Genomic DNA, 26,760 nt, shown 5'->3' on the forward strand with positions numbered 1-26,760 from the left:
AGGCGCTTGCGCAGCCCGTTGAGCAGCACCGGCGGCGCATCGGCGCGTGCCTCGGCCGGTCGGCCCGAGCGCAGCGCGACCTGATCCTGCGGCGACGCCATGACGGCGCGGATACGCACCGGAATGGTGCCGGGCTTGTCATAGCCGAGCTGGCGCGCGGCGCCGGGCGACAGATCGATCGCGTTGTCCGATCGGCCGGTGCCGGTGACAAGCACCAGGATCGTGCGCCCATTGTCGAGCGAGGTCACTTCGACATAGCTGTTCGCGGGCAAGGTCGGATGGATCGCGACCACCGCTTCGTCGCGCGGACCGCCGCCGGCGACGCTGCGCACGCCGGCATAGCCGACCTCGTCATAGCGATGCTCGTTCGGACCGGGTTGCGAGGAACCGCGCGGGCCGGTGGCGCCAGCCGCAGAGTCGTCATATCCCGCGCTGGGCACGAGACGGGGCGGTTCCGGAGCCGCCTGCGATGCGAGCGGTTCGGGGCGATAAGCGCTCCCCTGCCCTCCGCCGCATCCGGCGAGGAGGAAAAGGCTGGCGGCGGCGAGGCTAGCTTTCGACTTCATCGGCAAGCAGACCTACCGACAAAGCGTAAAAATTCGAGCAATTATAATCGAGGATCACGCGGTAATTGCCGGTGAGCAGATAGGCGGTCTTGCCGGGACCGTCCGGCTCCAGCAGCGTCGCCTGCACGCTGTCCCCCGGCCAGGCGCGCTTGAGCGGCACGATCCCCAGCGCGCGCCACTCCGCCATCGTCTTCCAGCGGGTGTGGCGCTCATGGACGCGCGGGCATCGGGGGCTGACTGCGCGGCTCCCGAGCGTGCCACGGTTGAGCCCCGCCGGCACGCTCACCGCGAATCCCCAGGGCTGGCCGGGGCGCCAGCCGGCGTTGGTGAAGTAATTGGCGATCGAAGCGAGCGTGTCCGCCTCGCTGCTCCAGATATCGGCTATGCCGTCGCCGTCGCCGTCCCGCGCAAGGCGGAGATAGATCGAAGGCAGGAATTGCGGGCCGCCGAACGCGCCCGCCCAGCTCCCGACCAGCTTCCCACGCGGAACGCCGCGGTCGATCATCTTGAGCGTGGCGATGAATTCGCTGGAGAACAGATCGCGCCGCCGCCCCTCATAAGCAAGCGTGGCCAGCGCGCGCGGCAGATCGAACCCGCCCATCACCTTGCCGTAACTGGTCTCGTGCCCCCAGATCGCGACCATGATCGATTCGGGCACCCCCGTCTCGCGCTCGATCGCGGCGAGGCGCGAGCGCTGGCGCTGATAGGCGGCACGGCCCTGGGCGATCAGCGCGGCGCTGAGATGCTGGCGCCGATAGGGCTCGAAGGCCGGAATCGGCGCGTTCGGCCGGGTCTCGGGCTGCTGCCGGTCGAGCTCGATCACGCGGGGGTTTAGCGTGAGCGTGGGAACTACCATATCGACCGTGCGGCGCGTCACGCCCTGCGCCAGCGCCTCGCGTCCAAGCGTGTCGAGATAGGTCCGGAAACCGGCTTCGTCCTGCGCCGCCGCCGGCGTGCCCCCGGGCACCGCCACGATCACCGCGCCCGCGATCATCGTCGCCTTGCCGAATACTCGATGCAAACCCCGCATTGCCGTTTTGTGGCACAGCCGGCGCGCCGCATGAAGCCCCGCCGCCTGCTTTCGCAAGGAATTTACATCGGTCCGTCGTACCGGCCTCCCGGCTGACCACCGAATGCAGTGCGAAAGTCCGGATTGATCCATCCGCAGACAGGCGATAGCGGGAACCGACGCGGAGAGGTGGCCGAGTGGTTTAAGGCAGCGGTCTTGAAAACCGCCGTGGGTGCAAGCTCACCGTGGGTTCGAATCCCACCCTCTCCGCCAATCGCCCCGGCTTTTGCGATTGAAACATGCATGTTTCGCCCTGAGAATTCTCCCATATCCGCGATGGAGGCGTGAATGGGGATGATTCGCATTGTCCGTGCGGCCGCCGCGCTGGCGCTGCTGGTACCGGTGAGCGCGCAGGCGCAAGGCATTTGCGAAGCCTATGCCCGCCAGTCGGCGGAGCTGAAGCCCGATTTCGACAAGGCGTTCCAGCTGATGCAAGCGCGCGACATCGCCGCGCTCAAGACGATGCTGCCCGCGTTGCAGGCACGTCTCGACAAGATCGCGCCAGCGCCGATCCCGACGCAGCGCTGTGGGGCGGAGGTGCGGGTATATGATGCCCATCAGTTCGCCACGATCATGGCGCTCCGCAAGGCCGGAAAGCCGGTGCCCGGCTTCGCGGCCGACGCCAATTTCGTCTCGACCGAGCTCAATTTTGGCAATCTCGCCTATGTCGTGGGCTGGATCCAGTATGAGTTGGGCGATTTCGAGGCCGCGCGGATCGCCTATGCCAAGGGGCTGGCGATCGCCCCTGACGAGCATAACCTCACCAAGGAATATGTCGCGGTCCTGCTCAACCAGAACAAATTCGCCGAGATCGTCGGCTTCCTCGATCGGTTCCTGGCGAGCGATACCGATCTGCAGGGCGGCGAACGCGCCGATCTGATCGCCATCAAGGGGCTGAGCCAGGCGGCTACGGGCGATCTGGCAGGCGCGCAGGCTGCCTCGGCGCAGGTCAAGGCCATCGACCCGAACAACCAATATATCGCGATGATCGATCAGGCGATCGCAAGGAAGCAGGCGAAGCCGTAACGGCGGCCTTCCGTCATCCCCTCTCCTAGCGGAGCGTTTGGGGAGTGCCTGCCCGCCACATCGCGCCCGCTACGCCGCCCCGCAGGCTGAGCGGCGGGCTCTCGTTGCGGCCGTCGATGCGGAGCACCAGCATCGCGTCGAGCGCGGAGCGCGGCGGCCCTACCCTGCGGTGATCGGCCAGCGTGTCGCCCACGGCATAGCGGGCGCCGGCGCGGGCGGTGATTTCGGAAGACCTGTCGGTGAGCTGCCACGCCGGCAGGGGCCGCGGCTCCGGAAGGGCGAAGGAAGATGCGGTCCCGGCTTCGGGACGCCCATAGCCGGCCGCGACGATCTGCGCAGTCGAGGACGGCGCACCGAGATCATAGGTCGCCCGATTGCGGGGCGGCAGGACGAAGGTGGTGATGGCACGGGCATTGACGGTGCGCGAATGCACGATTGCCGGCGCAGCCTTGCCCACAGGCACTTCACTCGCAGGAATGGAACGAACGGGAGCGACGCGCAACGGAACAGCGCGCGCCGGAATCGCCTTGATACCAGGCGGAACCACATTCCGCTCACCCGCCAGAGCGGGCACGGACGCTCCGCAGGCGACTGCGCAGCCAAGCACCATTCTCAACATCACCGTTCCCCAACCAGTGAAGCAACGAACATGCCGTAATAGGAGTTCCGGCGCAATCCGAATGATGTCATCCGGGCGCGCCACGCATTCATCGTGCCGCGAGCGCCTCCATGGCCTTGGCGCTGAGCGGCGTGCGGAACTCGATCCCGACCTCGTAATCGCGCGCCCAGACGACGCCCGGCAGCGCCAGCCAGATCATCGTGCCGCGCTGGAGTTCCGAATAGGTCTGGACGCGGGCGCCCCGCGTGGAAAAATCGAGGAAGCGGCAAAGCGCACGGCCGATGCCGGCGATGCCGAGCTCTGCGTCGAGTGCTGAAGGGGCACGCGGTTCGCGGCGGCGGCGCTGGCCGGCCGGTTCGAACTCCGCTGCGAACATGGCGCTCTCCCCTATAGGTGCAGGGAAAGGCTAGCAGCGCATGCCTAATGGCTGGTTAAACGCTTGATCCGAAAGGTGCCGGAGGCGCGGAGCGACAGCCCCGCGCCTCGAACGCTTACTTCTTGCCGAGCGAGAGGCCGCCGAAGCGCTTGTTGAAGCGCGCCACCTGGCCACCCTGATCGAGCATCTGACCGCGGCCGCCGATCCAGGCGGGGTGCGCCAGCGGATCGATTTCGAGCTGCATCAGATCGCCTTCCTTGCCCCAGGTGGAACGGGTCTCGTAGGTCGAGCCGTCCGTCATCTGCACCTTGATCATGTGGTAATCGGGGTGGGTATCTTTCTTCACGTCGAATTCCTTGCAAGTGCCGCTGGTTACCGACCAGCAGCGGACGGGCGCGCCTAGCAGAGACGCGCCCCGCGCGCAACTGGAGCGACGCTCCAGCCTCCTGATTACCGCATTTTCCGAGCCGCAGGCTGCCCCAGCCCACTCGAAAACGCTCTAGCGGCGGAGAAGCCACCAGCGCCGCGCAGCCACGAGCGACCAGATCGCCTCGACCACGCCGAACGGCCAGGCTCCCTGGAGGAAGCCATAGGCCGAACCGAGCAGGCAGGCGCCGGCAAAGGCGAGGATCCACCCGTGCGAGCGGCTCTCCAGCGCGTAGGTGACCAGCATCGCGGTCACCGCGAACAAGCCGAACCAGGTCAGCCCGTCCATCACCGCCTCACGCCTTGGGCGGATCGGCGATCATCGCGGTGAATTCGCACTCGGCGGCCAGCTCGCCGTCGATCGTCGCGCGACCGGCGAACTTGCAGACGCGGGCGCGCTTCTGGAGGAATTCCACTTCGAGGCGCAGCAGGATGCCGGGCTCGACCGGCTTCCTGAACTTCACCCCGTCGATCGCCATGAAATAGACGAGCTTGCCCGAGCCGGCGAGGCCCAGCGATTCGACCGCGAGCACGCCGGCGGCCTGCGCCAGCGCCTCGACGGTCAGCACGCCGGGCATGATCGGCCTGCCCGGGAAATGCCCCTGGAAGAACGCCTCGTTGATCGTCACCGCCTTGATCGCGACGATCGACTTGTCGAGGATCAGCTCCTCGACACGATCGACCAGCAGCATCGGATAGCGATGCGGCAACGCGGCCATGACCCGCCCGATATCGAGCGGGCCGATGTTCGTGCCGCCGGCTTCCTCGCTCACCGCGGCTCGGCGGGCTTCGCGAGCTTGGCGCCCGCAGGAGCCGGAGCGGCCGGACGGGCAGCACCGGCAGCCGCGGGGGCAGCGCCCTGCTGCTGCGCCTGGGCCTGCTGCTGATAGGCACGCATCTGGGCGAGCTGGACGAGCTGCTGCTGGATGTTCATCGTATCGCGCGACGGCTGCCAGTCGGCCGGCGGCTGGATCGACACGGTCGGCGTGGTCTTGTCGATCTCGGCAGTGATCGAGCTGCTGATGTCAGCCGAATCCGGTGCGTACATGAAGACTTCCGGCGACAGGACGACGTTGATCTTCTTGGCGGTGACGACGCGGAGCTGCGCCGCCTCATACTGGCGCAGGATCGATTCGATCGCGAACAGCTCGGCGCGCGCGGCGGGGTTGGTCAGCTTGGCGATGTCGGCGTCCGCCGCATCCTGCGCGGTCTTGATCTTGTCGAGGACCGGGTTCTTCGCAGCCTGCGCGGCTTTGATCTCGTCCTGGCTGATCTTGCCGTCCTTGTTGGTGTCGAGCTGCGTCAGCAGCGGCTCGGCTTCCTTCTGCGCGGCGGTGCGGCGTGCCTCGATCTGATCGAACGACGCCTTGTAGGTCGTCGCGATCTGCTGGCGCGCGGCGCCGAACGCCTTGGACCCGGCGACGACTGTGGTGGGGTTGGCATAGGCGATGCCCGCAACCTGGGCATTGGCCGGAGCAGCGAAGGCTAGCGCCGCCGGAGCAGCGAGAAGCGCCGCGAGAATCCTCGTCTTAGTCATCAGAACTGAGTCCCTACGTTGAATGTGATGAGTTTGGTGTCGTCGCCCTTTTCGTGGAGCAGCGCCTTGGCGACGTCGATGCGCAGCGGCCCGAAGGGCGAATTCCAGTTGACGCCGAAGCCGACCGAAATGCGCGGCCGGGCGGAATCGCCGACGAACTGCTCGAAGAAGGGCGGGGTCGGATTGTTGGCGATGGGGTTGATCGTGGTGCCGACGCAGGCGGTCGGCGTCGCGCCGGTACCGACCCGGCAGGGCGTGGCAGACTGTACCCCGGTCGACGGATCAGTGTAGAAATAGAGCTGGTTGCCGCTCGCATCCTTGAGGAAATTATCCTTGGGCAGCAGCGTGGGCGAGCCGTCGGCATTGAACAGCAGGGTGTCGCCATTCTTGGCCTGCTGGAACTCGATCGTCCTGCCGGGACTGGTGATGCCGAACAGGCCGCCCATCTGGACGAAGATCGAGGGGCGCAGACCCATCTCGGCGGCGCCCGCGCCCAGCGGGATCTCGAGCTCGGCCTTGGTCAGATAATAGGCCGTGGCGCCCAGCGCGTCGTCGATGATCTGGTCCTTGTCGGTGATCAGCAACTGCGTTCCGGCAAGCGGATCGCCGGTATAGCCGATCCGCTGGACGCGCGGACCGACACCGCGGATGTCGAAGCCGCGGAACTGCGGTTCACCCAGATAGAAGCGATCGGTGATGCGCACCGCGTCGACGCCCGGGCCGTTCGCCTTCTCCAGGCTCTTGATATAGCCGCCTTCGCCCGAGAGCGAGAAGATGAAGCCGCTGCCGACGTTCCAATATTTGTCGGCATTCACGCGTCCGCGCAGATAGCGGACGTCGCCGCCCAGGCCGGCGAAATCGCCGCCGACCGACAGCCGCGTGCCGCGCGTCGGCCGCAGGCGGCTGTTGAGGCTGTCATAGATCAGCGACAGGCCAAGCAGCGAGGTCAGGCGATTGCCCACCGCCTCGCAATAATAGCGGCCGGCCTTGAGCGGATCGCAGGTGTCGAGGGTGCCGTCGCCGTTGGTGTCCGAATAGAAGCTGCCCCGATCGAGCGAGACATCATCCTTGGACAATTGGTAGCGGCCCGACAGCGTCCAATATTCGGTGAGCGGCACGCCCATGACGAGCTGGAAGCCGGTCGAAATCTGGCTGTAGGTCGTCGAGCGATCGTCGCCGATATAGTTGAACGCGTTATAGTCGCGGCGGAAGATCGTGCCGCCCAGCGCGATGTTCTGGTCGAACAGATAGGGCTCGGTGAAGCCCAGCTCGACCGACTTGGAATAGCTCGAATAATCGACCGAGGCGCTGACCGTCTGGCCCTTGCCGCGGAAATTGCGCTGGCGGATCGACGCCTGGAGGATGAAGCGTTCGAGGCTGGAGAAACCCGCGGAGAGCGTCAGCTCGCCGTTCGGCTTTTCCTCGACGTTCGCGGCGAGCACGATGCGGTCCGGGGCCGAGCCGTCCTTGCGCTCGATCTCGAACTTGTCCTGGAAATAGCCGAGCGAATTGATGCGGTCCTGCGAACGCTTGACCAGAAAGGTGTTGAAGGCATCGCCCTCGGCCACGCGCATTTCGCGGCGGATGACCTTGTCCTGGGTCTGGCGGTTACCGGTGATGTCGATGCGCTCGATATAGGTGCGGTTCGCCTCGCCGATGTGGAAGTTCATCGACATGGTCAGCGCGTCCTTGTCGCGCTGGAACTCGGGGCGGACGTCGGCGAATGCGTAGCCGAACAGGCCGGCGGTCTCGCTCAACTGCTCGACCGTGTCCTCGACGGCCTTGGCGTTGTACCAGTCGCCCTTCTTGATCGAAAGATGCTCGGCCAGCTTCTTGTCGTCGAAGTCGCGGATCGCGCTGTCGACCGTGACGTCGCCGAACTTGTAGCGGGGCCCCTCCTCCACCACATAAGTGATGATGAAGTCCTTCTTGTCCGGCGTCAGCTCGGCGACGGCCGAGATCACGCGGAAATCGGCATAGCCGTTGGTCAAGTAGAATTGGCGCAGCTTCTGCTGGTCATAGGCCAGGCGATCCTGGTCGTAGCTCGTGTTCGAGCTCATCAGATGCGCCAGGCTGGCGGTCTTGGTCGCCATCTCGCCGCGCAGCTTGCCGTCGGGGAACACCTCGTTCCCGATGATGTTGATCTGGCGGACCTTGGACTTGGCGCCTTCGTGGATCTCGAAGATCACGTCGACGCGGTTCTGGTCGAGGCTGACCATCTTCGGCTCAACCGAGGCGGCGAAGCGGCCCTGGCGGCGATAGAGCTCGACGATGCGGCCGATATCGGCGCGGACCGCGGTGCGCGTGAAGATCTGGCGCGGCTTGAGCTTGATCTCCTTGTCGATCTTGTCCTGCTTCAGCCGCTTGTTGCCCTCGAAGACGACGCGGTTGATGACCGGGTTCTCGCGGATGCGGATGATGAGGTCGCCGGTCAGGCCGCCTTCGATCTGCACGTCGGCAAGCAGGTCCGAGGCGAGCAGATCCTTGATCGCCTGATCGAGAGTCTCGTTGGTATAGGAATCGCCGGAGCGCAGGCGGGTGTAGCTCAGCACCGTCTCCGGCTCGATGCGCTGCGAGCCCTCGACGCGCAGCGAGCGAATCGTGCGCGCCTGCTGCGGCGCCACGGCCGGCGCAGGCGTGTCCTGGGCTGCGGGCGCGGCCTGGGTGGCAGGCGCGGCCGGGGCAGCGGCCTGGGGCGCCGTCTGCGCGCTCGCGATCCCGGAAAGGACCGTTCCCGCGAGAAGCGTCGCAGAAGCACGCGCGCCGAATTTCGTTGCCTTGATCGCAGTCACCATCCCACCCCAGTCGGAATCCATAATAAGCCGGTCGGCACTTCGGCGTTCAACGCCCTGCCCGAACCGCATCAGCCGATCAACCCGGCCAGATTTCTCCACACGCCGAACGCGCCGAGATCGTTGAGCGTAACGAACAGCATCAGCGCCAATATCGCCAATAGCCCGCCGCGAAACGCCCATTCCATTACCTGCGGCTCGACCGGGCGACGCCGGACAGCCTCGACTGCGTAGAACAGCAGGTGTCCGCCATCCAGCACCGGGACTGGCAACAGGTTGATGAATCCGAGATTAATGGAAATCAGCGCGATCAGGCCGACGAAATCGATCGGCCCCATCGCCAGGCTCTCGCCCGAGATCTGCGCGATCTTGAGCGGCCCGCCCAGCTCGCTGACCGGGATGCGGCCCATGATGATCTGGCCGAGCCCATCGACCGTGGTCTCGACGATCTCCCAGGTCCGGCGCGCACCAACGAACGGCGCTTCCCAAAGGCTTACCGGCGTGAAGACCTGCGGTCCCGGCCCGATGCCGAGCACACCACGGCGCGACACGTTCCCGAAGCGATCCTTCTCCGCCAGGGTGCCGATCACGGCATCGGCCTGCATCGGACGTCCGGCGCGTTCGAAATCGATCTGCACCTGGGCGCCCGCGCGCATCACGGTGAAGGTCCGCAGATCGTTGAAATCGCCGATCGCGCGGCCGCCGAGCGCGGTGATCCTGTCGCCGGGCTGGAGGCCGGCGGCAGCGGCGGCGCTGGCCGGCTGGACGCTGCCGACCACTGCGGAAGTGGTATTCTGCCCATAGGCGAAGGCGAAGCCCGCCAGGATGACGATCGCGACGATGAAGTTCGAGACCGGCCCCGCCGCGACGATGATCGCGCGCTGCCACAGCGCCTTGGCCTGGAAGGTCTTCGCGCGCTCCTGCGCCGGCAGCGAGAGCCATTCGGGCGAAGGCTGGCTGGCCGGGTTCATGTCGCCGGCGAAGCGGACATAACCGCCCAGCGGCAGCCAGCCGAACTTCCAGCGCGTGCCGCGCCGATCGGTGAAGCCCGCCACCTCGCGGCCGAATCCGATCGAGAATTCCTCGGCCTTCACGCCGAACCAGCGTCCGGCGAGATAATGCCCAAGCTCATGGAGGAAGACGAGCGGCCCGATCACAAGCGCGAACGCCAATAGGGTGAGCAGGATGCCGGGGGTCTCGATCAAACGACGCAATCCTTCACACGCTCGACCGCATAGCGCCGTGCTTCCGCATCGATGGCCAGCACGGCGTCGAGCGAGTCCGGGGCGGCCGGGTCATAGCGTTCGAGCGTATCGGCAGAGATTGCGGCAATTTCAAGAAAGTTGAGGCGGCCCGAAAGGAAGGCGGCCACGGCAACCTCGTTCGCGGCGTTGAGAATCGCCGGGCGGGCGCCGCCGGCCTCCAGCGCATGGCGCGCCAAAGCGAGCGCCGGGAAGCGTTCGGGATCGGGTTCGGCGAAATCGAGCCGGCCCAGCGCGGCGAAATCGAGCGGCGCCATCGGCGTCTCCATCCGGTCCGGCCAAGCCAGCGTATGCGCGATCGGCACGCGCATGTCCGACGGACCGAGCTGCGCCAGGATCGATCCATCGACATATTCGACCATCGAGTGGATCACCGACTGGCGATGGACGATGATCTCCAACGCGGCCGGGGGCACGGGGAACAGCCGGGCGGCCTCGATCAGTTCGAGCCCCTTGTTCATCATCGTCGCCGAATCGACCGAGATCTTGGCGCCCATCGACCAATTGGGGTGCGCGACCGCCTGTTCGGGCGTGACGCCGCGCATCGCCGCCAGATCCCAGTCGCGAAATGGGCCGCCGCTGGCAGTGAGGATGACCCGCCGCACCCGCTCGGGCCGGGCGAAATCGAAGCATTGATAGATGGCGTTATGCTCGGAATCGGCGGGCAGCAGCGTCGCGCCGTGCCGCACGGCAGCGGCCAGGACGAGATCGCCGGCCGAGACCAGCGGCTCCTTGTTGGCGAGCACCACCATGCCGCCGCCTTCGAGCGCGGCCATGACGGGCGCCAGGCCCGCAAGCCCCACGATCGCCGCCATCGTCCAGTCGGCACCCATCCGGGCAGCCTCGCAGATCGCCTCGGCCCCTCCCCTCGCCTCGATGCCAGTCCCGGCGAGCGCATCGCGCAGATCGTCGAGGCAGGCGGCATCGGCCACCACCGCGCGCTTCGCATTGGTGCGGATCGCGGCGGCAGCGAGCTTGGCGACGTCGCAATTGGCGGTGAGCGCCAGCACTTCGAATCGTTCGGGCTCGCGCTCGATCAGGTCGAGCGTCGAACTGCCCACCGAACCGGTGGCGCCCAGGATCGTGACGGTCTTCATCGCGGCAGCGCCAGCACCAGCAAGGCAGCCGCCGGGGCGACCGCGACCAACCCGTCGAGCCGATCCATGATCCCGCCATGGCCGGGCAGCAGATTACCCGAATCCTTCACGCCGGCATGGCGCTTGAGATGGCTTTCGTAGAGGTCGCCGATCTGCGCCAGCACCGCCAGCAGGGGCGTGGCGAGCGCCAGCAGCACCGGAAGATCGAACAGCAGGACAAGCACGAAGGCAAAGGCGGCCGCCGCGAGCAGCCCGCCCAGGAACCCCGCCCAGGTCTTGTTGGGGCTGATCGACGGCGCCAGCTTCGGCCCGCCGATCGCACGGCCGGCAAAGAAGGCACCGCTGTCGCACGCCCAGACCAGCGCCATCGCCCAGAAGGTGAGCAGCAGCCCATGCTCCCGCTCGCGCAGCACGAGCAGCGCCAGCACTGGCAGGCCGACATAGAGCACGCCGCCGGCCAGCCGCGCGCTGCGCGTCACGGCGGCGGTGAAGAAGGCTGCCCCCGCGATCAGCCCGAGCGCCAGGAAACCCGGTCCCGCGGCCAGATGAGGCGCCATGATCGCGAGCGGCACGGAAAGCGCATATTGGGCGAGCCGCCGCTGCCGCGAGTCCACGCCCGCAAGCATCGCCCATTCGCCGATCATCAATATGCCCGCGACGCTGAGCACCAGCCAGAAGCCCAGCCCGCCCGCCCATAGCGCGACGAAGGCGAGGCCGATCAGCGCCAGGGCCACGACCAGCCGCTTTCCGAGGTCGGAATTCTTCTTCACAGGCCCCCGAAACGGCGCTGGCGGCGGCCGAACTGGCCGATCGCCTCGGCGAGCGTGTCCTCGTTGAAATCGGGCCACAAGGTGTCGACGAACAGCAATTCGGCATAGGCCGCCTGCCAGAGCAGGAAGTTCGACAGGCGCTGCTCGCCCGAGGTGCGGATCAGCAGGTCGAGCGGCGGCAGGTCTGCGGTCTCCAGCTCGGCCTCGAAGCGCGCCTCGTCGATCGATACGGGATCGAGCGTGCCGTCCCGCGCCTGCTCGGCAAGGCGGCGCGCGGCGGCGAGTATCTCGGCCTGGGCGCCGTAATTGAGCGCGATCACCAGCGTCGGGCCGGGATTGTCCACCGTCCGCGCGATCGCGGCGTCGATCATCGCGACCAGATCGCCGGAAAGCCCGCGCCAGTCGCCGATCACCCGCAGCTTCACGCCCTCGGACACCAATTCGTCGAGCTCGCTCGCCAGGAAATGGCGCAGCAGCCCCATCAGGTCGCGGACTTCCTCCTCGGGGCGGCGCCAATTCTCGGACGAGAAGGCATAGAGCGTCAGTACTTCGATGCCAAGCTTGCGGGCGGCGCGGCTGACCCGCCGCACGGCATCGACGCCCTGCTTGTGGCCGGCGATGCGCGGCAGGAAGCGCGCCTTCGCCCAGCGGCCGTTGCCGTCCATGATGATGGCGACATGGCGCGGTGGCGGGGAGCCGCCTCCACTCGGGGCGCGGGCGGGATTAGCAGCCATGACCTTGCCGCCCGAGAAGTGCCGGGCCGGAACAGCCTTGCCGTTCACCCGAGTTCCGGGCCGGCCAAGCCCCCGGCCTGGCCTGAAAAGCGCAGGCGCTTTTCCCCGTCACTTGCCCAGGATTTCCTTTTCCTTGGCCGAAGCGGCGGCATCGAGCTCGGCGATCGTCGCGTCGGTCAGCTTCTGCACCTCGGTTTCGTGACGCTTGCGCTCGTCCTCGGAAAGAACCCCCTTCTTCTCGTCGGTCTTCAGATTATCGTTGCCGTCGCGGCGGACGTTGCGAACGGCGATGCGCGCCTTTTCGGCATATTGGCCGGCGAGCTTGGCGAGTTCCTTGCGGCGCTCCTCGGTCAGGTCCGGGATCGGCAGGCGCAGCGTCTGGCCGTCGACGATCGGATTGAGGCCCAGGCCGGCCGAGCGGATCGCCTTGTCGGCGGGGCCGACGTTCGACTTGTCCCACACCTGCACCGACAGCATCCGCGGCTCGGGCGCCGAAACGGTAGCGATCGTGTTGAGCGGCATCTGCGCGCCATATACCTCGACCGTCACCGGATCGAGCAGCGTCACCGAAGCGCGGCCCGTGCGCAGGCCCTGGAGATCGTGCTTGAGCGCCTCGACCGCACCGGCCATGCGGCGCTCGAGATCTGCCTTGTCATATGCGGCCATTGCCGTTTCCTCTTATACGTATTGCTGTTCGGTCTGGACGATCGTCGAAGTGCCCTCGCCCCGCAGGACCGCGGTGAGATTGCCCTCGCCGCGAATGTTGAAGACGACGATCGGAATATTGTTGTCGCGGCACAAAGCCACCGCGGAGGCGTCCATCACCTTGAGATTGTCTGCAAGGACACGGTCGTAACTCAATGTATCGTAACGCTTCGCGGTCGGCACCTTCTTGGGATCGGCGTCATAGACGCCATCGACCGAAGTGCCCTTGAACAGCGCGTCGCAATCCATCTCGGCGGCACGCAGCGCGGCGGTGGTGTCGGTGGTGAAGAACGGCAGGCCGGTGCCTGCGGCGAAGATCACGACGCGGCCCTTCTCCATGTGCCGCTCGGCGCGGCGGCGGATATAGGGCTCGCAAACCGAGGCCATCGGGATCGCCGACTGGACGCGCGTATCGACGCCGACCTTTTCCAGCGCGTTCTGCATCGCCAGCGCGTTCATCACTGTGGCGAGCATGCCCATATAATCGGCCGAGGCGCGATCGAAGCCCTGGGCGGCGCCGGCCAGCCCGCGGAAGATGTTGCCGCCGCCGACGACCATGCAGATCTCGAGGCCGCTGTCCTTGGCCTCCTTCACTTCGAGCGCGACGCGCTCGCAGGTGGCGGGATCGATTCCGAACTGCCCCTGCCCCATCAGGACTTCGCCCGAGAGTTTCAACAGGATACGGCGGAAGCGGGAAACGGTCATGCGAACCTTTGGTTACGGCGGATACGGAAGCGGCGCGGACCTTAGAGGTGCCGCGCCGCTGGAACAAGCGGAGATGCCGGGGAGAAACCGTGCAGGTGGAACGCCCCGGCGCCTCGCCTTACTTGGTGAGGCCGGCGGTCGCAGCCACTTCGGCGGCGAAGTCGCTCTCTTCCTTCTCGATGCCTTCGCCGAGCTGGAAGCGGACATAGTCCTTCAGCACGATCGACGTGCCGGCATCCTTCGCCGCCTTGGCGACGACGTCGGCGATGGGGGTCTTGCCGTCCATCACGAAGAGCTGGCTGAGCAGTGCATTCTCCTTGGCGAACTTCTTGACCGCCCCTTCGACCATCTTGGCGATGATCTCGGCAGGCTTGCCGCTCTCGGCAGCCTTCTCGGTCGCGATCTGGCGCTCGCGCTCCAGCACGTCCTGGTCGAGGCCGCTATCGTCCAGCGCCAGCGGGAAGGCCGCCGCGATGTGCATCGCGAGCTGCTTGCCGAGTGGCTCGAGCACGTCGACGCCGGCATCCGATTCGAGCGCGACGAGCACGCCGATCTTGCCGAGGCCCTGGGCCGCCGCATTATGGACATAGGGGATCACCGCGCCCTGCGCGACTTCCACCTTCTTGGCGCGGCGGAGAACCTGGTTCTCGCCGATCGTCGAGATGTTCGCGGTCAGCACTTCCTCGATCGTGCCGCCCGGCAGCGGGGCCGCCTTCAGCGCATCGATATCGTCGCCGATCTCGAGCGCCATCGACGTGACGTCACGGACGAAGTTCTGGAAGATGTCGTTCTTGGCGACGAAGTCGGTCTGCGAATTGACCTCTACGGCAACGCCCTTGGTGCCGGCGACGGCAACGCCGACCAGGCCCTCCGCGGCGGTGCGGCTCGACTTCTTGGCGGCGGCGGCGAGGCCCTTGGCGCGCAGCCAGTCGGCGGCGGCTTCCATGTCGCCGTTCGTCTCGTTCAGCGCCTTCTTGCAATCCATCATGCCGGCGCCCGAGCGCTCGCGCAGTTCCTTGACAGAAGCGGCAGTGATCTCGGCCATTGTTCTTTTCCTCTAATCAAAAGTCGGGCGGAGCAGTGCGTATCGCCCTGCCCCGCCCCGATTACGTGTTCGTGACGGGCCGTCAGGCGTCGAGCTGGCGCTCGGCCTCGGCCGCCGCCTCGGGCTCCGCTGCGGGAGTCGCGAACTCCTCCGCCGTAATCGCGATATCGGCGGGCGTCGTATCTTCCGCAACCGAAGGCGATGCCTCGATGGTCAGCGCTTCCTCGACCGGTGGCCGCTCGGCCGCGCCGAAATCGAAGCCGCTGCGCTGCATCGCATCCTGGCCCCCACGGGTCGCGGCGATCGCCACGGCCTCGCAATAGAGACGGATCGCGCGGCTGGCGTCGTCGTTCGCCGGCACCGGGAAGGCGATGCCGTCCGGGCTGACGTTCGAATCGAGGATCGCGACAACGGGGATGCCCAGCGTATTGGCTTCCTTGATCGCCAGCTCTTCCTTGTTGGCATCGATCACGAACATGATGTCGGGCACGCCGCCCATGTCGCGGATGCCGCCGAGCGAAAGCTCGAGCTTGTCGCGCTCGCGGGTGAGCTGGAGCACTTCCTTCTTGGTGAGGCCGTGCGTGTCGCCCGAAAGCTGCTCTTCCAGGGTCTTGAGGCGCTTGATCGAGCCCGAGATGGTCTTCCAGTTGGTGAGCATGCCGCCCAGCCAGCGATGGTTGACGAAATGCTGGTTCGCGCGGCGCGCGGCCTCGGCGATCGGCTCCTGCGCCTGACGCTTGGTGCCGACGAACAGCACCTTGCCGCCGGCGGCGACGGTGGACGAGACGAATTCGAGCGCGCGCGCGAAGAGCGGTACGGTCTGCGAAAGGTCGATGATGTGGACGCCGTTGCGATCGCCGAAGATGTAGGGCTTCATCTTCGGGTTCCAGCGGTGGGTCTGGTGACCGAAGTGCGCGCCCGATTCGAGCAATTGCTGCATGGAGACGACAGGTGCCGCCATAGGGATAACTCCTTCCGGTTGAGCCTCTGGGAAGCGGGAACCGTGAAGTGTTCACGGCACCGGGTTATGATGCTTCCCATGCGGGGTTGAGGCGGCGCCCTTAATCGAAAGCGACGCGGGATGCAAGAGAACAAAAGAGAACAAACGTGCTTGACGATGGAACGTCAGAGGAACATAAAGGGATCAGAAAGCGGACTGGGAATGTCCGACGGCGCCAGTGCGGCGCATTTGGGGAGCCATATGATGAGTGGACTTGCTGTGATGCTGTTCGGCGCCGCGTTCCTGGCCGCAATCTGGACCCTGGTGGCGAGCGTCCGCCCACAATTGCCGCGGTTCGCGGCGCTGCTGCGCCCCGTCCCCGCTTCCACCCTGCCCGAGCTGCCGGCCCGGCTGAGCCGAGTCACGATAGGCGCGGTTCCGGCCCGCCTGCCGAAGCGGGCGTCGCTGCGCGCAGCCGCCTGATCCGGCGATAGCTGCGCACGCTGAATGGGATCGAGACGAGATAGAGCCCCGCGACCAGCGTGAGCGTCGGCCAGGGCGCGGATACCAGGGCCGCAACGAGCACGACGAGCACGGCGATCGCTTCGAAACGGACGTTGCGGCGCAGTCGGATGGTGGGCGCGAAGGTCGCGATGCTGGAGATCATCAGGGTGGCGATGAAGGCCGTCCAGCAGGCGATGCCGATGGGCGAGCGCAGGAACCATTCCTCGGTCCATAGCCAGAGATAGAGCGGCGCGAGCACCAGCGCCGCGCCGGCCGGGGCCGGAATCCCGGTGAGGAAGCCGGCGGATTTATGCGGCTGATGCTCCCGATCGATCTGCGCATTGAAGCGCGCGAGCCGCAGCGCGCAGAACAACGCATAGATCAGCGCGACGAGCCAGCCGAACCGCCCGAGCGCCTGAAGCGACCAGAGATAAAGGATGAGCGCGGGCGCGACCCCGAACGAGATCGCGTCGGACAGGCTGTCGAGCTCCGCGCCGAACCGGCTCTCCGCGCGGACCAGCCGGGCGATGCGCCCGTCGATTCCGTCGAGCACCGCGGCGGCGAGCACCATCAGCACCGCCGCCTCCCAATTCTCCAGGATAGCGAAACGAATCGCGGTGAGGCCCGAGCAGAGCGCCAGCGCCGTTACCGTGTTGGGAACGACGGCGCGCAATGGAATGCCCCGCTCGCGGCGCGGCCGAACGCTCATCGGCCCGACAAGCTCATTGCGCGACGCCGGCGACGTTGGGGACGCCCTTGCGTGCAAGGATCGTCTCGCCCGCGACCGAACGCTGGCCGAGCGCGACCACGCAGCCATAGTCTTCGGGCAGGAACACATCGAGGCGGCTACCGAACCGGATCAGGCCGACGCGCTGGCCCGCCACGATCATGTCGCCGGGCTTGACGAAGCTGACGATGCGCCGCGCGACGAGCCCGGCGATCTGGGTGAAGCCGATGCGCAGCCCGTTCCGGTCCTCGACCAGGATGTGCTGGCGCTCATTTTCCTCGCTTGCCTTGTCGAAATCGGCGTTCATGAACTTGCCGGAGATATAGATGACGTGGCGCACGGTGCCGGAGATCGGCGTGCGGTTCACATGCACGTCGAACACGCTCATGAAGATCGAGACGCGGATCATCGGCTGGTCGCCCAGCGCCTGCGGCCCCGAAAGCTCAGGCGGCAGCGGCACGCGCTCGATCATCGTGACGAGGCCGTCGGCGGGCGCGACGATCAGCCCCTCGCCCTGCGGCGTCACCCGCACCGGATCGCGGAAGAAGGCCGCGACGCCCAGCGTCAGGAACACCAGGGGCCAGGTGATGAAATCCCAGATGAACAGGCTGGCCAGCGCGATCGCGCCGGCGATCAGCACATATTTGCGCCCTTCGGGGTGGATGTCGGGGAAGCGCCATTTCACCGTCGAGGTGCCGAGCGGAGGCTTGTCGATCGATGCCATGCGCGCGGGTCTAGCCATGCCGCCCCGCCAACACAATCCAGCTTGGGAATTCCCGATCGTTCAGCGGAAGAAAGCCGCGCGCGCCGCGATGTGCATCACCGGTCCTTATATTGACGCGCGCTGCGATCCGGTCGTAGCCTCGTTCGGTAATCGCAGGCCGGTGCGCCGGAATCTGCGGAGGCCAGTAGCTGCGGCATTTTGCCGCGGAATTGGGGGCGACATGGTGACGTTGACCGTCAATGGGGCCGCACATGATGTCGATGTCCCCCCGGACATGCCGCTCCTCTGGGTGCTGCGCGACGTGATCGGGCTCACCGGCACCAAATTTGGCTGCGGCATCGCCCAGTGCGGGGCCTGCACGGTGCATGTCGATGGTCAGCCGCTGCGTTCCTGCCAGCTCGCCGTGGGCACGCTCGGCACGCGCGCGGTCACCACGATCGAGGCAATCGGCGCGACGACGGCGGGCGCGAAGGCGCAGCGCGCCTGGCTCGATCTCGAAGTCGTCCAATGCGGCTATTGCCAGTCCGGCCAGATCATGGCGGCCGCCGCGCTGCTCGCGACCACGCCCTCGCCCGACGATGCCGATATCGACGCCGCGATGGCGGGCAATATCTGCCGCTGCGGCACCTATGTCCGCATCCGCGAGGCGATCAAGAAAGCCGCCACAGCCGCCTGAACCTTCCTCAATTCGAGGTCCGTGCCATGTCCGTCACCACCGCCCCAGCCGGACCCGCCCTTTCCCGTCGGGCATTGCTCCAGATCGGCGCTGCCGTCGGCGGCGGGCTGCTGGTCGGGTTCGTCGTGCGGGCCGAGGCGGCGGAACAGGTCGTTTCCGGCTTCGCGCCCAATGCCTTTATCCGCATCAATCCAACCGGCGAGATCAAGCTGGTCATGCCGCAGGTCGAGATGGGCCAGGGCGTCTATACCTCGATCTGCATGATCCTGGCCGAGGAGCTCGACGCCGATTGGCACAAGGTGACGTTCGAACACGCCCCGCCGAGCGATGCACTCTACGGCAATCCGGTGTTCGGTCTCCAGGCGACCGGCAATTCCAATTCGATCCGCGCCTTCTGGACGCCGCTGCGCAAGGCCGGTGCGGGGACGCGCGCGATCCTGGTCCAGGCCGCCGCCAAGGGCTGGGGTGTCGATCCGGCAAGCTGCCGCACCGGATGGAGCGAAGTGATCCACGACGCCAGCGGCCGCCGCATCGGCTATGGCGCGCTCGCGGGGCGCGCGGCGGGGCTCAAGCCGCCCGCCGATCCGCTGCTCAAGGATCCGTCGAAATTCCGCCTGATCGGCAAGTCGCTGCGCCGGCTCGACACGCCGGACAAGGTCAACGGCACGGCCAAATACGGTATCGACGCGATGCCGCCGGGCGTGAAGTTCGCCACCTTCGCGCATGCGCCCGTGCAGGGCGGCAAGGTCGCGCATGTCGACGACGCGCGGGCGAAATCCGTGCCCGGATTCCGCCAGGTGGTGGTGCTCGACGATCTGGTCGCCGTGGTCGGCGATCATATGTGGGCGGCGCTCCAGGGCCTCGCCGCGCTGGACATCGAATGGGCGGACGGCGCCAATGCGGGCGTCGATACGGCGCAGGTCCGCGATCGGCTGGTCAAGGCGAGCAGCCGGCCCGGCGTTGTGGCGAAGACTGTCGGCGATGTCGGCAAGGCGCTTGGCGACGACGCGATCGAGGCCGCCTATGACGTGCCCTTCCTGGCGCACGCGACGATGGAGCCGATGAACTGCACCGTCCATGTCACCGCCGGCCGCTGTGAGATCTGGACCGGCATCCAGGTGATGACCCGCGCCCAGGCCGTGGCGGCGAAGGTCACCGGGCTCCCGCCCGAGCAGGTGATCGTCAACAATCACCTGCTCGGCGGCGGCTTCGGCCGGCGGCTGGAGGTCGATCAGGTCGAGACGGCGGTGCGGATCGCCCAGCATGTCACTTCGCCGGTGAAAGTGGTGTGGAGCCGCGAGGAGGATATCCGCCACGACGTCTATCGCCCCGCCTGGCACGATCGGCTGAGCGCCAGGCTCGACGGCGACAGGATCAGCGCGTGGCGGCACATCATCACCGGCTCTTCGGTGCTGGCCCGCTGGCTGCCGCCCGCCTTTGTCGACGGCAAAGATTTCGACGCGGTCGATTGCGCGGCCGACATGCCCTACGACATTCCCAACTTCGAGGTATCGCACGTCCGCGAGGAGCCGCCGGGCGTGACCACCGGCTTCTGGCGCGGGGTCGGGCCGGCGCACAATGTCTTCGTGATCGAGAGCTTCATCGACGAACTGGCGCACAGGGCCGGGATCGATCCGGTCCAGTTCCGGCTAGGCATGCTCGGCAAGGCGCCGCGGCTGCAGACGGCGCTCCGCTATGCCGCCGAGAAATCGGGCTGGGGCACGCCGCTGCCGGCCGATTGCGGGCGCGGCGTCTCGGTCCAGCCCGCCTTTGCGAGCTGGATCGCCAACGTCACCGAAGTCGAGGTCGATGGCGACGGCGAGGTCAAGCTGCGCCGTATCACCTGCGTCGTTGACACTGGTATCGCCGTCAATCCGAACACCGTGGCCGCGCAGATCCAGGGCGGACTGGTCTTCGGGCTGACCGCCGCCCTGTTCGGCGAGATCACGATCGACAAGGGCCGCGTGCAGCAGAGCAATTTCCACGACTATCGCATGCTGCGCCTGAACGAGACGCCGCCGATCGACGTCTATGTGCTCCAGAGCGGCGAGGCGCCGGGCGGGATCGGCGAGGCCGGGACGACCGCCGCCGCGCCGGCACTCGCCAATGCGATCTTCGCCGCCACCGGCAAGCGGCTGCGTCGCCTGCCGATCGATCGCGACGTGCTGGCCGGAAGGAAAGAAGCATGAGCCGCAGCCGCATCGTGCTGGGCATCGTCGCCGCGATCGTCGTGGCGGGTGCGGGCGTGTTCGCCTGGATCGCGTTCGGCCCCGGGCCGATGGATTTCGCCGGCGGCCGCGCCGTCCCGCTCGCCAAGTACAAGGCAGGATCGCCGACCGGCGTGCCGGCCGACTTCGCCTCCGCCGATCCGGTCGAGCGCGGCAAATATCTGACGATCGCCGCCGATTGCCAGGCCTGCCACACTGCCAAGGGCGGCACGCCCTTCGCCGGCGGGCTGGCGTTCAGGCTGCCCTTCGGCACGATCTGGTCGCCCAACATCACGCCCGACAAGGAAACCGGCATCGGCAACTGGACCGACGCACAGTTCCTGGCGGCGCTGCGCGAGGGCAAGGGGCCGAAAGGGCGCCTTTATCCGGCGATGCCCTATGCCTCCTACACCTATCTGACCGATGCCGACGCGCTGGCGATCCGCGCCTATCTCGCCACGCTCGCGCCGGTACGCCGGCAGACGCCCGCCCTCGCCTTTTCCTGGCCGTTCAACCAGCGCTGGCTGATGTCGATCTGGGGCGGGCTGTTCAATCCGAACCAGCGCTTCGAGCCGAACGCCGATCGCAGCCCGGCATGGAACCGCGGCGCCTATCTGGCCGAGGCGCTCGGCCATTGCGGCGAATGCCATACGCCGCGCAACCTGGCCCAGGCTCTCGACAACCGCAGCAAATATGCCGGCGCGGTCGCCGCCGGATGGCGCGCCTTCAACCTGACCGCCGACAAGGCGACCGGCGTGGGCGGCTGGAGCGATGCCGAGATCGCGCAATATCTGTCGCAGGGCCATGCGCCGGGCCGCGGCACCGCGGCGGGCCCGATGGGCGAGGCCGTGGATCTCAGCCTCAGCAAGCTCACCAAGTCCGATATCGCCGCGCTGGTGACTTATATCCGCACCGTTCCGGCCATCTCCACACCCGACCAGCCCCAGCCGAAGACTGCCCTCGCCCCGGCCACGCACGCCCTCGCCGCCGCCGATCAGCATGCACCGCTCGGCAAGAAGATCTTCGAGGGCGCCTGTATCGGCTGCCATGCCTGGAGCGGCAGCGGCACGCTGACCGGCCTGGCGACGCTGAACGGCACGCGCGCGGTCAACGATCCCGACGCGACCAATGTGGCTCAGGTCATCATCCAGGGCGCGAGCCGCAGCACGCCGCAGGGCCAGTCGGTCATGCCGGCGTTCGGGCACGCCTATAGCGACGCGGAGATCGCCGCGGTGGCGAACTATGTCACTGCACGGTTCGGCGCGAAGCCGTCGAGCGTGACAGCGGAACAGGTGGCGAAGCTGCGCAAGGCGAATTGACCCGCCGGCCGCTGGTAAAAGCCTCGGCCTAGAAGGTTCCGGAGACCGGACCTTCCATCCACATGTCCTTCATGCCGCCGCTTGCGCTGTTGCGGAAGGCCGTGACCCGATCGAGCGCGAAGGCCGGCGCCTTGGGCACGCGGATGCGCGTGAAATCGGCGTCCTGCACGTCCTCCAGCCGGAATGCCGGCCGCGGATCGGGGGCCGCCACGGCGATCTCGACATTGTTCATCTCGAGGTGGCGCGCATGGCGGACGAAGAAGCCGGTCGCGGGCAGATCGCCGAACATCGTCGCCTCGGGATAGCCGAGCTCGGCCTCGGGCGGACGGATCGCCGCCATTGCCGCCGGTGCGCCGCCGACATGGTGGAAATACACGTCCGAGATGCGCACATCCTCGATCGGATGATCGATCAGCCCGGCGATCACCGACGGCAGGAGCGTCGCGTTCGAGCTGACGATATTCTGGATCTGGATGCGCTTCATCGTGCCGATCGGGCGGCCCGCGGGCCCGCGCATCCGCTTGCCGAGCCGCAGGAACAGCGGCGCGTCGATGATTCCGCGCATCGTGATGTTGCTGACCGTGACGTCCTCGATCATCGCGCCGTCGACCGTCTCGAAAGCGAGGCCGCGGCTGTCCTCGAACACGCAATTGGTGATGGTGATGTTGCGGAAGCCGCCGTTCGTCTCGGTGCCGAACTTGATGCGGCCGTGGATCAGCGAGGCGAAATCGGGCGGCATCTTCTTCCAGGTGCCGTCGATCACCGATCCGATCTGGTAATTGCCGGTGACGAAGCAGTTCGCGATCATCACATTCTCCGTGACGCGCGGCTCGCCCAGCGCATAGCTGCTCTTCGGGCAGATCGCGTCGTCATAGGGCGAATTGACCGTGCAATTGGTCACGCGGACATTCTTGCAGCAATCGATGTCGAAGCCGTCGCGATTGGTATCGACCAGCAGGTTGTCGATCGTCAGATTGTCGACGCCGGTGGCGAGCAGCGCGAACCAGCCGCCCTCCAGGATCTTGAAGTCGCGCAGCGTCACGTTGCGGCAGCGCTTGAGCCCGATCGCCTTGTTGCCGGTGCCGGGACCGTTGGGATCCTTGAGCCAATTGTCCTTGCCGTCGCCGCGACCCAGCCCCTTGCCCCAGATCAGGCCCTGGCCGGTGATCGCGATGTCGTGAAGCCCCTCGCCCCAGATCAGGCTGTTCTTCCAATGGCTATGGCCATAATCCTGAAAGGCTTCATAGGCCGGGTCGATCGGCTCGGCCACGTCATAGCCGCCCGAAGCCGAAGGTGCAGCGGCGAGGATCACCGCGCCATTGTCGAGATGGAGCGTGATGTTGCTCTTCAGCCGGATCGTGTAGCAGGCATAGGTGCCGGCGGGGAAATAGACCGTCCCGCCGCCGCGCTCCGCCGCGTGATCGATCGCGCGATTGATCGCCGGGGTGTCGATCGCAACGCCGTCGCCCTTGGCGCCGAAATGGCGGACATTGACCCAATTGAAGTCTTCGGGGCCCGGCAATGCCGATGCGAAGCCGGGCGTGGAAGCGGCGAGGAAGGCGGCGCCGGCCGCACCTCCGAACAGGATCGAGCGGCGGTCGAGCGTCACGCGCTTCTCCAAAATCAGATGAAACGGATCGGGCGAGACGGGTCTCCCCGCCTCGCCCCTACCTATCAGAACTTCAGCGTGGCGCCGAAGAAGAACTCGGTGCCGAGCACGTCATAGGTCGCCGACCAGGTATTGGCGTTCGGCCCCTGGGTGGTGACCGGCGGCTCCTTGCCGGTGACGTTGTTGGCGCCGCCGAACAGTTCGACGCCCTTGCTCAGATCATAGTTGAACGAGACGTCGAAATAATTCTGCGCCGGCAGCTTCGGATAGGCGATGCTCGCCAGCGTCGGCACCGAAGCCGAACCCTGGCGCAGCGGCACGATATAGCGATCGGTGGTCACGCCGCCGAGATAGCGATGGCGCACGCTCAGGCTGAGATCGTCGAGGTTCCAGGTGACGCGCGTCGTGCCGCGCCAGGTCGGCAGCGGCTGGCCGCAGGTCGGGCCGAACGATCCGGCGCAATAGTTCTTGATGTCCGGCAGCGCTTCGACCGGAGTCGAAGTGAAGTCGTAGGTATAGGTGTAGTTGGTGCCGATATCGAACGAGCTGCGATCGGCGAGGCCCGGGAAACCGAAGCCCACATCGAAGTGATAGCGAGCCGCGAAGTCGACGCCCGAGGTCTGCAGCGCGCCGGAGTTCGCGTTGCGGATCTGCGCGACATAGGGATCGTTGATCTCGCCCGTGGTCGGGTTGCGGCGGATCGCCTGGCAGAACTCGCTGTTGGCGTCCTGGAGGATGTTATAGCACAGGTTGAGCGTGCCCTGCACGCCGCCGCCGAGCTGCGAGACCGCACCGTTCAGCTTGATGTTGAAATAATCGACGCTGACGTAGAGGCGCGGCGCGAAGCGCGGCGTGAACACCACGCCGGCGGTATAGGTGTTGGACTTTTCCGCACCGAGATTGGGGTTGCCGCCCAGATCCGCCGGGAAGATGTCGTTGGGCTGGACGTCGTGCTGGAACACCTGCGCGCCCGGAACGCCGGTCGCGATGCAGACGGCCCTCAGCGCATCCGAACGCTGCGCGAGCGGGGTACGATCCGAACACGGATCGACCGCGGCGCCGGTCTGGCGATTGGTGCCGCCGAACAGTTCGTTGACGTTCGGCGCACGGATCGCGCGCTGATATTGCGCGCGGAACGCGATATCCGGGCTCACGCGCCAGTCGACGCCGCCCAGATAGGTCCACTGGCCGCCGATGCCGTCCAGATTATAGTCCGAATAGCGGAAACCGCCATTGACGGTCAGGTCGTCGATGAAGCGCGTGTTGTGGATCAGCGGCACGCGGACTTCGCCGAAGAGCTCCTTCACCGTCACGCTGCCCTGGGTCGGCAGGCCGGGGTTGAAGCCGGCGACGTCGCCCGATGCCAGGAACGAATCCGGCGTGAAGGTCGCGCTGGTCTTGCGCCATTCGGTGCCGAACGAGAAGCCCACCGGGCCAGCCGGCAGCTTGAACAGGTCACCGGTGACGCTGGCCTGCGCCACTTCCTGCGTGGCGACCGTGCTGTTGGTCGCGCTGATCGAGATCGCCTTGACGCAGGCGTCCGAAATATTCTGGCCGAAGATGTTGCAGACCGGCGCGGCGCCGCCGACCGAGAGCAGGTTCGCCTGGAGGCGGCTGCGCGAGATCGCATTCTGCAGCAGCAGCGTGTCTTCGCTGCGCGAATAGGTGTAATAGGCGTCGAACTTCAGATTGCTCAGGAAGTTATCCGAAAGGCTGCCGATGTTGCCGCGCAGGCCCCAGGCGCCGCGGAACACGTTGCGGCGCTCGCTCGCCAGACGGGCACCGACCTCGACGTAGCGGCGGCCGGCGGTGATGACGGCCAGGCCGTCGCCCGGCGTGGTGGTGAGCGTGGAAGTGCCGGCGGTGACGGTGGTGGTGCCGACCTCGGCCAGATCGAGCTGGTTGAAGACCGACTGCATCTCCGGCGAGAGATAGGGGTTGTTCACATTGAACAGGGTCGGCGAGCCGACATTGGTCGGCGCCAGGCGCGCATCCACCGTGTTCCGGGAGAAGTGCAGCTCCATATAGCCGGTGATGTTGTCGGTGAAATCATAATGGCCGAAGCTGTTGATCATCCAGCGCTCCTGCGGCTGGATGAGGTAATTGTCGGGGCCGAGGTTGAAATCGTCCTGCGGCGTCAGTGCCGGGCGCGCCGTGTCGCCCGCATCGTTGAAGGTGAAGCCGCGCGATCCGAGCGAACCGAGGCCGGCCGCCGCATAGGCCGCGTTGAGCCCCGCGTTCGCGCCGCCGAAAGCCGGGATGCCCGAGAAACGGCCATTGGGAATGTCGCCGCTGCCGCTGGCGATGAAGCCGGGCTGGCCGCCGGCCTGGAGGCAGGTCTGGCCGCCGGGCACCGAAAAGGGCGTGCCGGCATGATCGGCGCTGCCCGAGCCGGGCACGACGCAGCCGTCGGACAACGAGTCGAAGGCATATTCGCCGCGCTGGCCGCGCGTGATCGAACCGCGCTTCAGATAGTTGCCCGAGACGACGATGTTGCCGCGGCCCTCGGAGAAGTTGCCGCCCATCGTGAGGTCGAAATTATAGACCGGCGTGCCGGTCGGCGCATCGATGTTCACCTGGCCGCGGGCTTCGACGCCCTCGAAATCGTCGCGCATGATGAAATTGACGACGCCGGTGATCGCATCCGAGCCATAGACCGCCGACGAACCGCCGGTAACGATCTCGGTGCGGGCGATCAGCGACGACGGGATCGTGTTGAGATCGACGACCTGCTCCGGGCCATAGATGGCGAAGCGGCGGCCATTGACCAGGACGAGGTTGCGGTTCGAGCCGAAGCCGCGAAGATTGACGTCCGCAAAGCCGCCCGGAACGGTGTTCGATGTGGCGGTGCCGAACTGCGAGCCGACCGCCTGGGGCAACTGCGCCAGCGTCTTCTCGATGTTGACGTTACCCGAGAGCTTGATGTCGTCCTGGCTGACGACGCTCACCGGCGTCGAGGCGTCGAAGCCGTTGCGCGCGATGCGCGAGCCGGTGACGATGATCTCGGTTTCGGGGAAATCCTGCGGCGCGGCATCGGCTGCCGGGGCGGACTGATCGACTGCCTGGTCGGCGGGCGCCGTTGCGGTGGTGTCCTGCTGCGGCGTCGCGGTCTGCGCGAATGCGGCCTGCGATGTCAGGCCCAGCGCCAGAAGCGTCGTTCCGCACAGAAAACGCGCACGATGACCTTTGATGAAATTCGCCATTTTGTCCCTCTCCCTATCACCGTCTTCCCCGCCGGCCCCGAAAGGCCAAGCCGGGCTATTGCGGCTTGAAAGCTTGTTACGACCCGGAATGTTAGCGCTACCATTTTTAAGCGCACTAAATC

26 protein-coding genes and 1 tRNA gene are annotated in these 26,760 nt (G+C 66.6%); 6 read left to right on the top strand and 21 right to left on the bottom strand.

What is annotated here, in order from left to right; genetic code table 11:
* Positions 1-440 (bottom strand): septal ring lytic transglycosylase RlpA family protein (locus HB724_RS14865; RefSeq protein WP_218625210.1); only part of this gene is annotated, 440 nt, incomplete at its 3' end.
* Between the two features lie 109 nt (positions 441-549).
* Positions 550-1,560 carry a lytic murein transglycosylase gene (locus tag HB724_RS14870; protein WP_213981763.1) on the bottom strand — a complete coding sequence of 337 codons (1,011 nt, stop codon included), beginning with the start codon at positions 1,558-1,560 and terminating at the stop codon, positions 550-552.
* 198 nt (positions 1,561-1,758) lie between these two features.
* Between HB724_RS14870 and HB724_RS14875 the strand changes: the two genes are divergently transcribed.
* Positions 1,759-1,848, top strand: a tRNA-Ser gene (locus tag HB724_RS14875).
* 75 nt (positions 1,849-1,923) lie between these two features.
* Positions 1,924-2,661 carry a hypothetical protein gene (locus HB724_RS14880; protein WP_213981727.1) on the top strand — a complete coding sequence of 246 codons (738 nt, stop codon included), beginning with the start codon at positions 1,924-1,926 and terminating at the stop codon, positions 2,659-2,661.
* Between the two features lie 25 nt (positions 2,662-2,686).
* On the opposite strand, the gene HB724_RS14885 is transcribed toward HB724_RS14880, so the two are convergent.
* The 15 genes from HB724_RS14885 to rpsB form a co-directional block, all read right to left on the bottom strand.
* A complete protein-coding gene (locus tag HB724_RS14885; RefSeq protein ID WP_213981728.1) occupies positions 2,687-3,118 on the bottom strand; it encodes a hypothetical protein in 432 nt (143 codons plus the stop codon).
* A 250-nt stretch (positions 3,119-3,368) separates the two neighbouring features.
* A complete protein-coding gene (locus HB724_RS14890; RefSeq protein ID WP_213981729.1) occupies positions 3,369-3,656 on the bottom strand; it encodes a PilZ domain-containing protein in 288 nt (95 codons plus the stop codon).
* A gap of 115 nt (positions 3,657-3,771) precedes the next feature.
* A complete protein-coding gene (gene rpmE, locus HB724_RS14895; RefSeq protein ID WP_213981730.1) occupies positions 3,772-4,002 on the bottom strand; it encodes a 50S ribosomal protein L31 in 231 nt (76 codons plus the stop codon).
* Positions 4,003-4,155: 153 nt separating this feature from the next.
* Positions 4,156-4,371, bottom strand: a complete 216-nt coding sequence (locus HB724_RS14900) for a hypothetical protein (RefSeq protein WP_213981731.1) — start codon at positions 4,369-4,371, stop codon at positions 4,156-4,158.
* A 7-nt stretch (positions 4,372-4,378) separates the two neighbouring features.
* Positions 4,379-4,855, bottom strand: a complete 477-nt coding sequence (gene fabZ, locus HB724_RS14905; protein WP_213981732.1) for a 3-hydroxyacyl-ACP dehydratase FabZ — start codon at positions 4,853-4,855, stop codon at positions 4,379-4,381.
* The gene (locus HB724_RS14910; RefSeq protein WP_213981733.1) at positions 4,852-5,619 is read right to left on the bottom strand and encodes an OmpH family outer membrane protein; all 768 of its coding nucleotides are present in this window, start codon (positions 5,617-5,619) and stop codon (positions 4,852-4,854) included. Before HB724_RS14910 ends, fabZ begins: the two co-directional genes overlap by 4 nt.
* On the bottom strand, positions 5,619-8,414 hold the full coding sequence (gene bamA, locus HB724_RS14915) for an outer membrane protein assembly factor BamA (RefSeq protein ID WP_213981734.1): 2,796 nt from the start codon (positions 8,412-8,414) through the stop codon (positions 5,619-5,621). Before bamA ends, HB724_RS14910 begins: the two co-directional genes overlap by 1 nt.
* Before the next feature lie 68 nt (positions 8,415-8,482).
* Positions 8,483-9,616 (bottom strand): M50 family metallopeptidase, encoded by a 1,134-nt coding sequence (locus tag HB724_RS14920; protein WP_213981735.1) that lies wholly within the window; start codon positions 9,614-9,616, stop codon positions 8,483-8,485.
* Complete coding sequence (dxr, locus tag HB724_RS14925; protein ID WP_213981736.1) at positions 9,613-10,770, bottom strand: 1-deoxy-D-xylulose-5-phosphate reductoisomerase; 1,158 nt, start codon at positions 10,768-10,770, stop codon at positions 9,613-9,615. The genes HB724_RS14920 and dxr overlap by 4 nt, the downstream gene beginning before the upstream one ends.
* On the bottom strand, positions 10,767-11,540 hold the full coding sequence (locus tag HB724_RS14930; RefSeq protein ID WP_213981737.1) for a phosphatidate cytidylyltransferase: 774 nt from the start codon (positions 11,538-11,540) through the stop codon (positions 10,767-10,769). The genes dxr and HB724_RS14930 overlap by 4 nt, the downstream gene beginning before the upstream one ends.
* A complete protein-coding gene (locus HB724_RS14935) occupies positions 11,537-12,274 on the bottom strand; it encodes an isoprenyl transferase (RefSeq protein WP_213981764.1) in 738 nt (245 codons plus the stop codon). Before HB724_RS14935 ends, HB724_RS14930 begins: the two co-directional genes overlap by 4 nt.
* Positions 12,275-12,382: 108 nt before the next feature.
* Complete coding sequence (gene frr / locus HB724_RS14940) at positions 12,383-12,940, bottom strand: ribosome recycling factor (RefSeq protein ID WP_213981738.1); 558 nt, start codon at positions 12,938-12,940, stop codon at positions 12,383-12,385.
* A gap of 12 nt (positions 12,941-12,952) precedes the next feature.
* Positions 12,953-13,684 (bottom strand): UMP kinase, encoded by a 732-nt coding sequence (gene pyrH, locus HB724_RS14945; protein ID WP_213981739.1) that lies wholly within the window; start codon positions 13,682-13,684, stop codon positions 12,953-12,955.
* Positions 13,685-13,802: 118 nt separating this feature from the next.
* A complete protein-coding gene (tsf, locus tag HB724_RS14950) occupies positions 13,803-14,729 on the bottom strand; it encodes a translation elongation factor Ts (RefSeq protein ID WP_213981740.1) in 927 nt (308 codons plus the stop codon).
* 82 nt (positions 14,730-14,811) lie between these two features.
* Complete coding sequence (gene rpsB / locus HB724_RS14955; protein WP_213981741.1) at positions 14,812-15,690, bottom strand: 30S ribosomal protein S2; 879 nt, start codon at positions 15,688-15,690, stop codon at positions 14,812-14,814.
* A 243-nt stretch (positions 15,691-15,933) separates the two neighbouring features.
* Here rpsB and HB724_RS14960 point away from each other — a divergent pair, with 243 nt between their 5' ends.
* A complete protein-coding gene (locus HB724_RS14960) occupies positions 15,934-16,152 on the top strand; it encodes a hypothetical protein (RefSeq protein WP_213981742.1) in 219 nt (72 codons plus the stop codon).
* Here the strand turns inward: HB724_RS14960 and pssA are convergent.
* Positions 16,091-16,882 carry a CDP-diacylglycerol--serine O-phosphatidyltransferase gene (gene pssA, locus HB724_RS14965; protein WP_213981743.1) on the bottom strand — a complete coding sequence of 264 codons (792 nt, stop codon included), beginning with the start codon at positions 16,880-16,882 and terminating at the stop codon, positions 16,091-16,093. The genes HB724_RS14960 and pssA overlap by 62 nt on opposite strands.
* Positions 16,883-16,895: 13 nt before the next feature.
* Positions 16,896-17,624 carry a phosphatidylserine decarboxylase gene (locus tag HB724_RS14970; protein WP_213981744.1) on the bottom strand — a complete coding sequence of 243 codons (729 nt, stop codon included), beginning with the start codon at positions 17,622-17,624 and terminating at the stop codon, positions 16,896-16,898.
* A gap of 220 nt (positions 17,625-17,844) precedes the next feature.
* Here HB724_RS14970 and HB724_RS14975 point away from each other — a divergent pair, with 220 nt between their 5' ends.
* From HB724_RS14975 to HB724_RS14985, 3 genes are read left to right on the top strand one after another with little or no spacing between them, the layout of a single operon-like run.
* Entirely contained in the window at positions 17,845-18,300 is a 456-nt protein-coding gene (locus HB724_RS14975; protein WP_213981745.1) for a (2Fe-2S)-binding protein, read from the top strand.
* A 26-nt stretch (positions 18,301-18,326) separates the two neighbouring features.
* Positions 18,327-20,489: a molybdopterin cofactor-binding domain-containing protein gene (locus tag HB724_RS14980; RefSeq protein WP_213981746.1), complete on the top strand. Its 2,163-nt coding sequence runs from the start codon at positions 18,327-18,329 to the stop codon at positions 20,487-20,489.
* Positions 20,486-21,826: a c-type cytochrome gene (locus tag HB724_RS14985; RefSeq protein WP_213981747.1), complete on the top strand. Its 1,341-nt coding sequence runs from the start codon at positions 20,486-20,488 to the stop codon at positions 21,824-21,826. The genes HB724_RS14980 and HB724_RS14985 overlap by 4 nt, the downstream gene beginning before the upstream one ends.
* Before the next feature lie 28 nt (positions 21,827-21,854).
* On the opposite strand, the gene HB724_RS14990 is transcribed toward HB724_RS14985, so the two are convergent.
* Both HB724_RS14990 and HB724_RS14995 read right to left on the bottom strand, forming a co-directional pair.
* Positions 21,855-23,435: a glycosyl hydrolase family 28-related protein gene (locus HB724_RS14990; protein ID WP_213981748.1), complete on the bottom strand. Its 1,581-nt coding sequence runs from the start codon at positions 23,433-23,435 to the stop codon at positions 21,855-21,857.
* A gap of 65 nt (positions 23,436-23,500) precedes the next feature.
* The gene (locus tag HB724_RS14995; protein WP_213981749.1) at positions 23,501-26,638 is read right to left on the bottom strand and encodes a TonB-dependent receptor; all 3,138 of its coding nucleotides are present in this window, start codon (positions 26,636-26,638) and stop codon (positions 23,501-23,503) included.
* Positions 26,639-26,760 lie beyond the last annotated feature (122 nt).

This window comes from Sphingomonas sp. dw_22, from assembly GCF_018449795.1.
In the GTDB taxonomy this organism is placed as follows: Bacteria; Pseudomonadota; Alphaproteobacteria; order Sphingomonadales; family Sphingomonadaceae; genus Sphingomonas.

Excerpts from the sequence above, each read along its gene's own strand:
- HB724_RS14870 (WP_213981763.1), bottom strand. The coding sequence starts at position 1,560 with ATGATCGCGGGCGCGGTGATCGTGGCGGTGCCCGGGGGCACGCCGGCG.
- HB724_RS14880 (WP_213981727.1), top strand. The coding sequence starts at position 1,924 with ATGGGGATGATTCGCATTGTCCGTGCGGCCGCCGCGCTGGCGCTGCTG.
- HB724_RS14890 (WP_213981729.1), bottom strand. The coding sequence starts at position 3,656 with ATGTTCGCAGCGGAGTTCGAACCGGCCGGCCAGCGCCGCCGCCGCGAA.
- HB724_RS14900 (WP_213981731.1), bottom strand. The coding sequence starts at position 4,371 with ATGGACGGGCTGACCTGGTTCGGCTTGTTCGCGGTGACCGCGATGCTG.
- HB724_RS14910 (WP_213981733.1), bottom strand. The coding sequence starts at position 5,619 with ATGACTAAGACGAGGATTCTCGCGGCGCTTCTCGCTGCTCCGGCGGCG.
- bamA (WP_213981734.1), bottom strand. The coding sequence starts at position 8,414 with ATGGTGACTGCGATCAAGGCAACGAAATTCGGCGCGCGTGCTTCTGCG.
- dxr (WP_213981736.1), bottom strand. The coding sequence starts at position 10,770 with ATGAAGACCGTCACGATCCTGGGCGCCACCGGTTCGGTGGGCAGTTCG.
- HB724_RS14935 (WP_213981764.1), bottom strand. The coding sequence starts at position 12,274 with ATGGCTGCTAATCCCGCCCGCGCCCCGAGTGGAGGCGGCTCCCCGCCA.
- frr (WP_213981738.1), bottom strand. The coding sequence starts at position 12,940 with ATGGCCGCATATGACAAGGCAGATCTCGAGCGCCGCATGGCCGGTGCG.
- pyrH (WP_213981739.1), bottom strand. The coding sequence starts at position 13,684 with ATGACCGTTTCCCGCTTCCGCCGTATCCTGTTGAAACTCTCGGGCGAA.
- tsf (WP_213981740.1), bottom strand. The coding sequence starts at position 14,729 with ATGGCCGAGATCACTGCCGCTTCTGTCAAGGAACTGCGCGAGCGCTCG.
- rpsB (WP_213981741.1), bottom strand. The coding sequence starts at position 15,690 with ATGGCGGCACCTGTCGTCTCCATGCAGCAATTGCTCGAATCGGGCGCG.
- HB724_RS14960 (WP_213981742.1), top strand. The coding sequence starts at position 15,934 with ATGAGTGGACTTGCTGTGATGCTGTTCGGCGCCGCGTTCCTGGCCGCA.
- pssA (WP_213981743.1), bottom strand. The coding sequence starts at position 16,882 with ATGAGCGTTCGGCCGCGCCGCGAGCGGGGCATTCCATTGCGCGCCGTC.
- HB724_RS14970 (WP_213981744.1), bottom strand. The coding sequence starts at position 17,624 with ATGGCATCGATCGACAAGCCTCCGCTCGGCACCTCGACGGTGAAATGG.
- HB724_RS14975 (WP_213981745.1), top strand. The coding sequence starts at position 17,845 with ATGGTGACGTTGACCGTCAATGGGGCCGCACATGATGTCGATGTCCCC.
- HB724_RS14980 (WP_213981746.1), top strand. The coding sequence starts at position 18,327 with ATGTCCGTCACCACCGCCCCAGCCGGACCCGCCCTTTCCCGTCGGGCA.
- HB724_RS14985 (WP_213981747.1), top strand. The coding sequence starts at position 20,486 with ATGAGCCGCAGCCGCATCGTGCTGGGCATCGTCGCCGCGATCGTCGTG.
- HB724_RS14995 (WP_213981749.1), bottom strand. The coding sequence starts at position 26,638 with ATGGCGAATTTCATCAAAGGTCATCGTGCGCGTTTTCTGTGCGGAACG.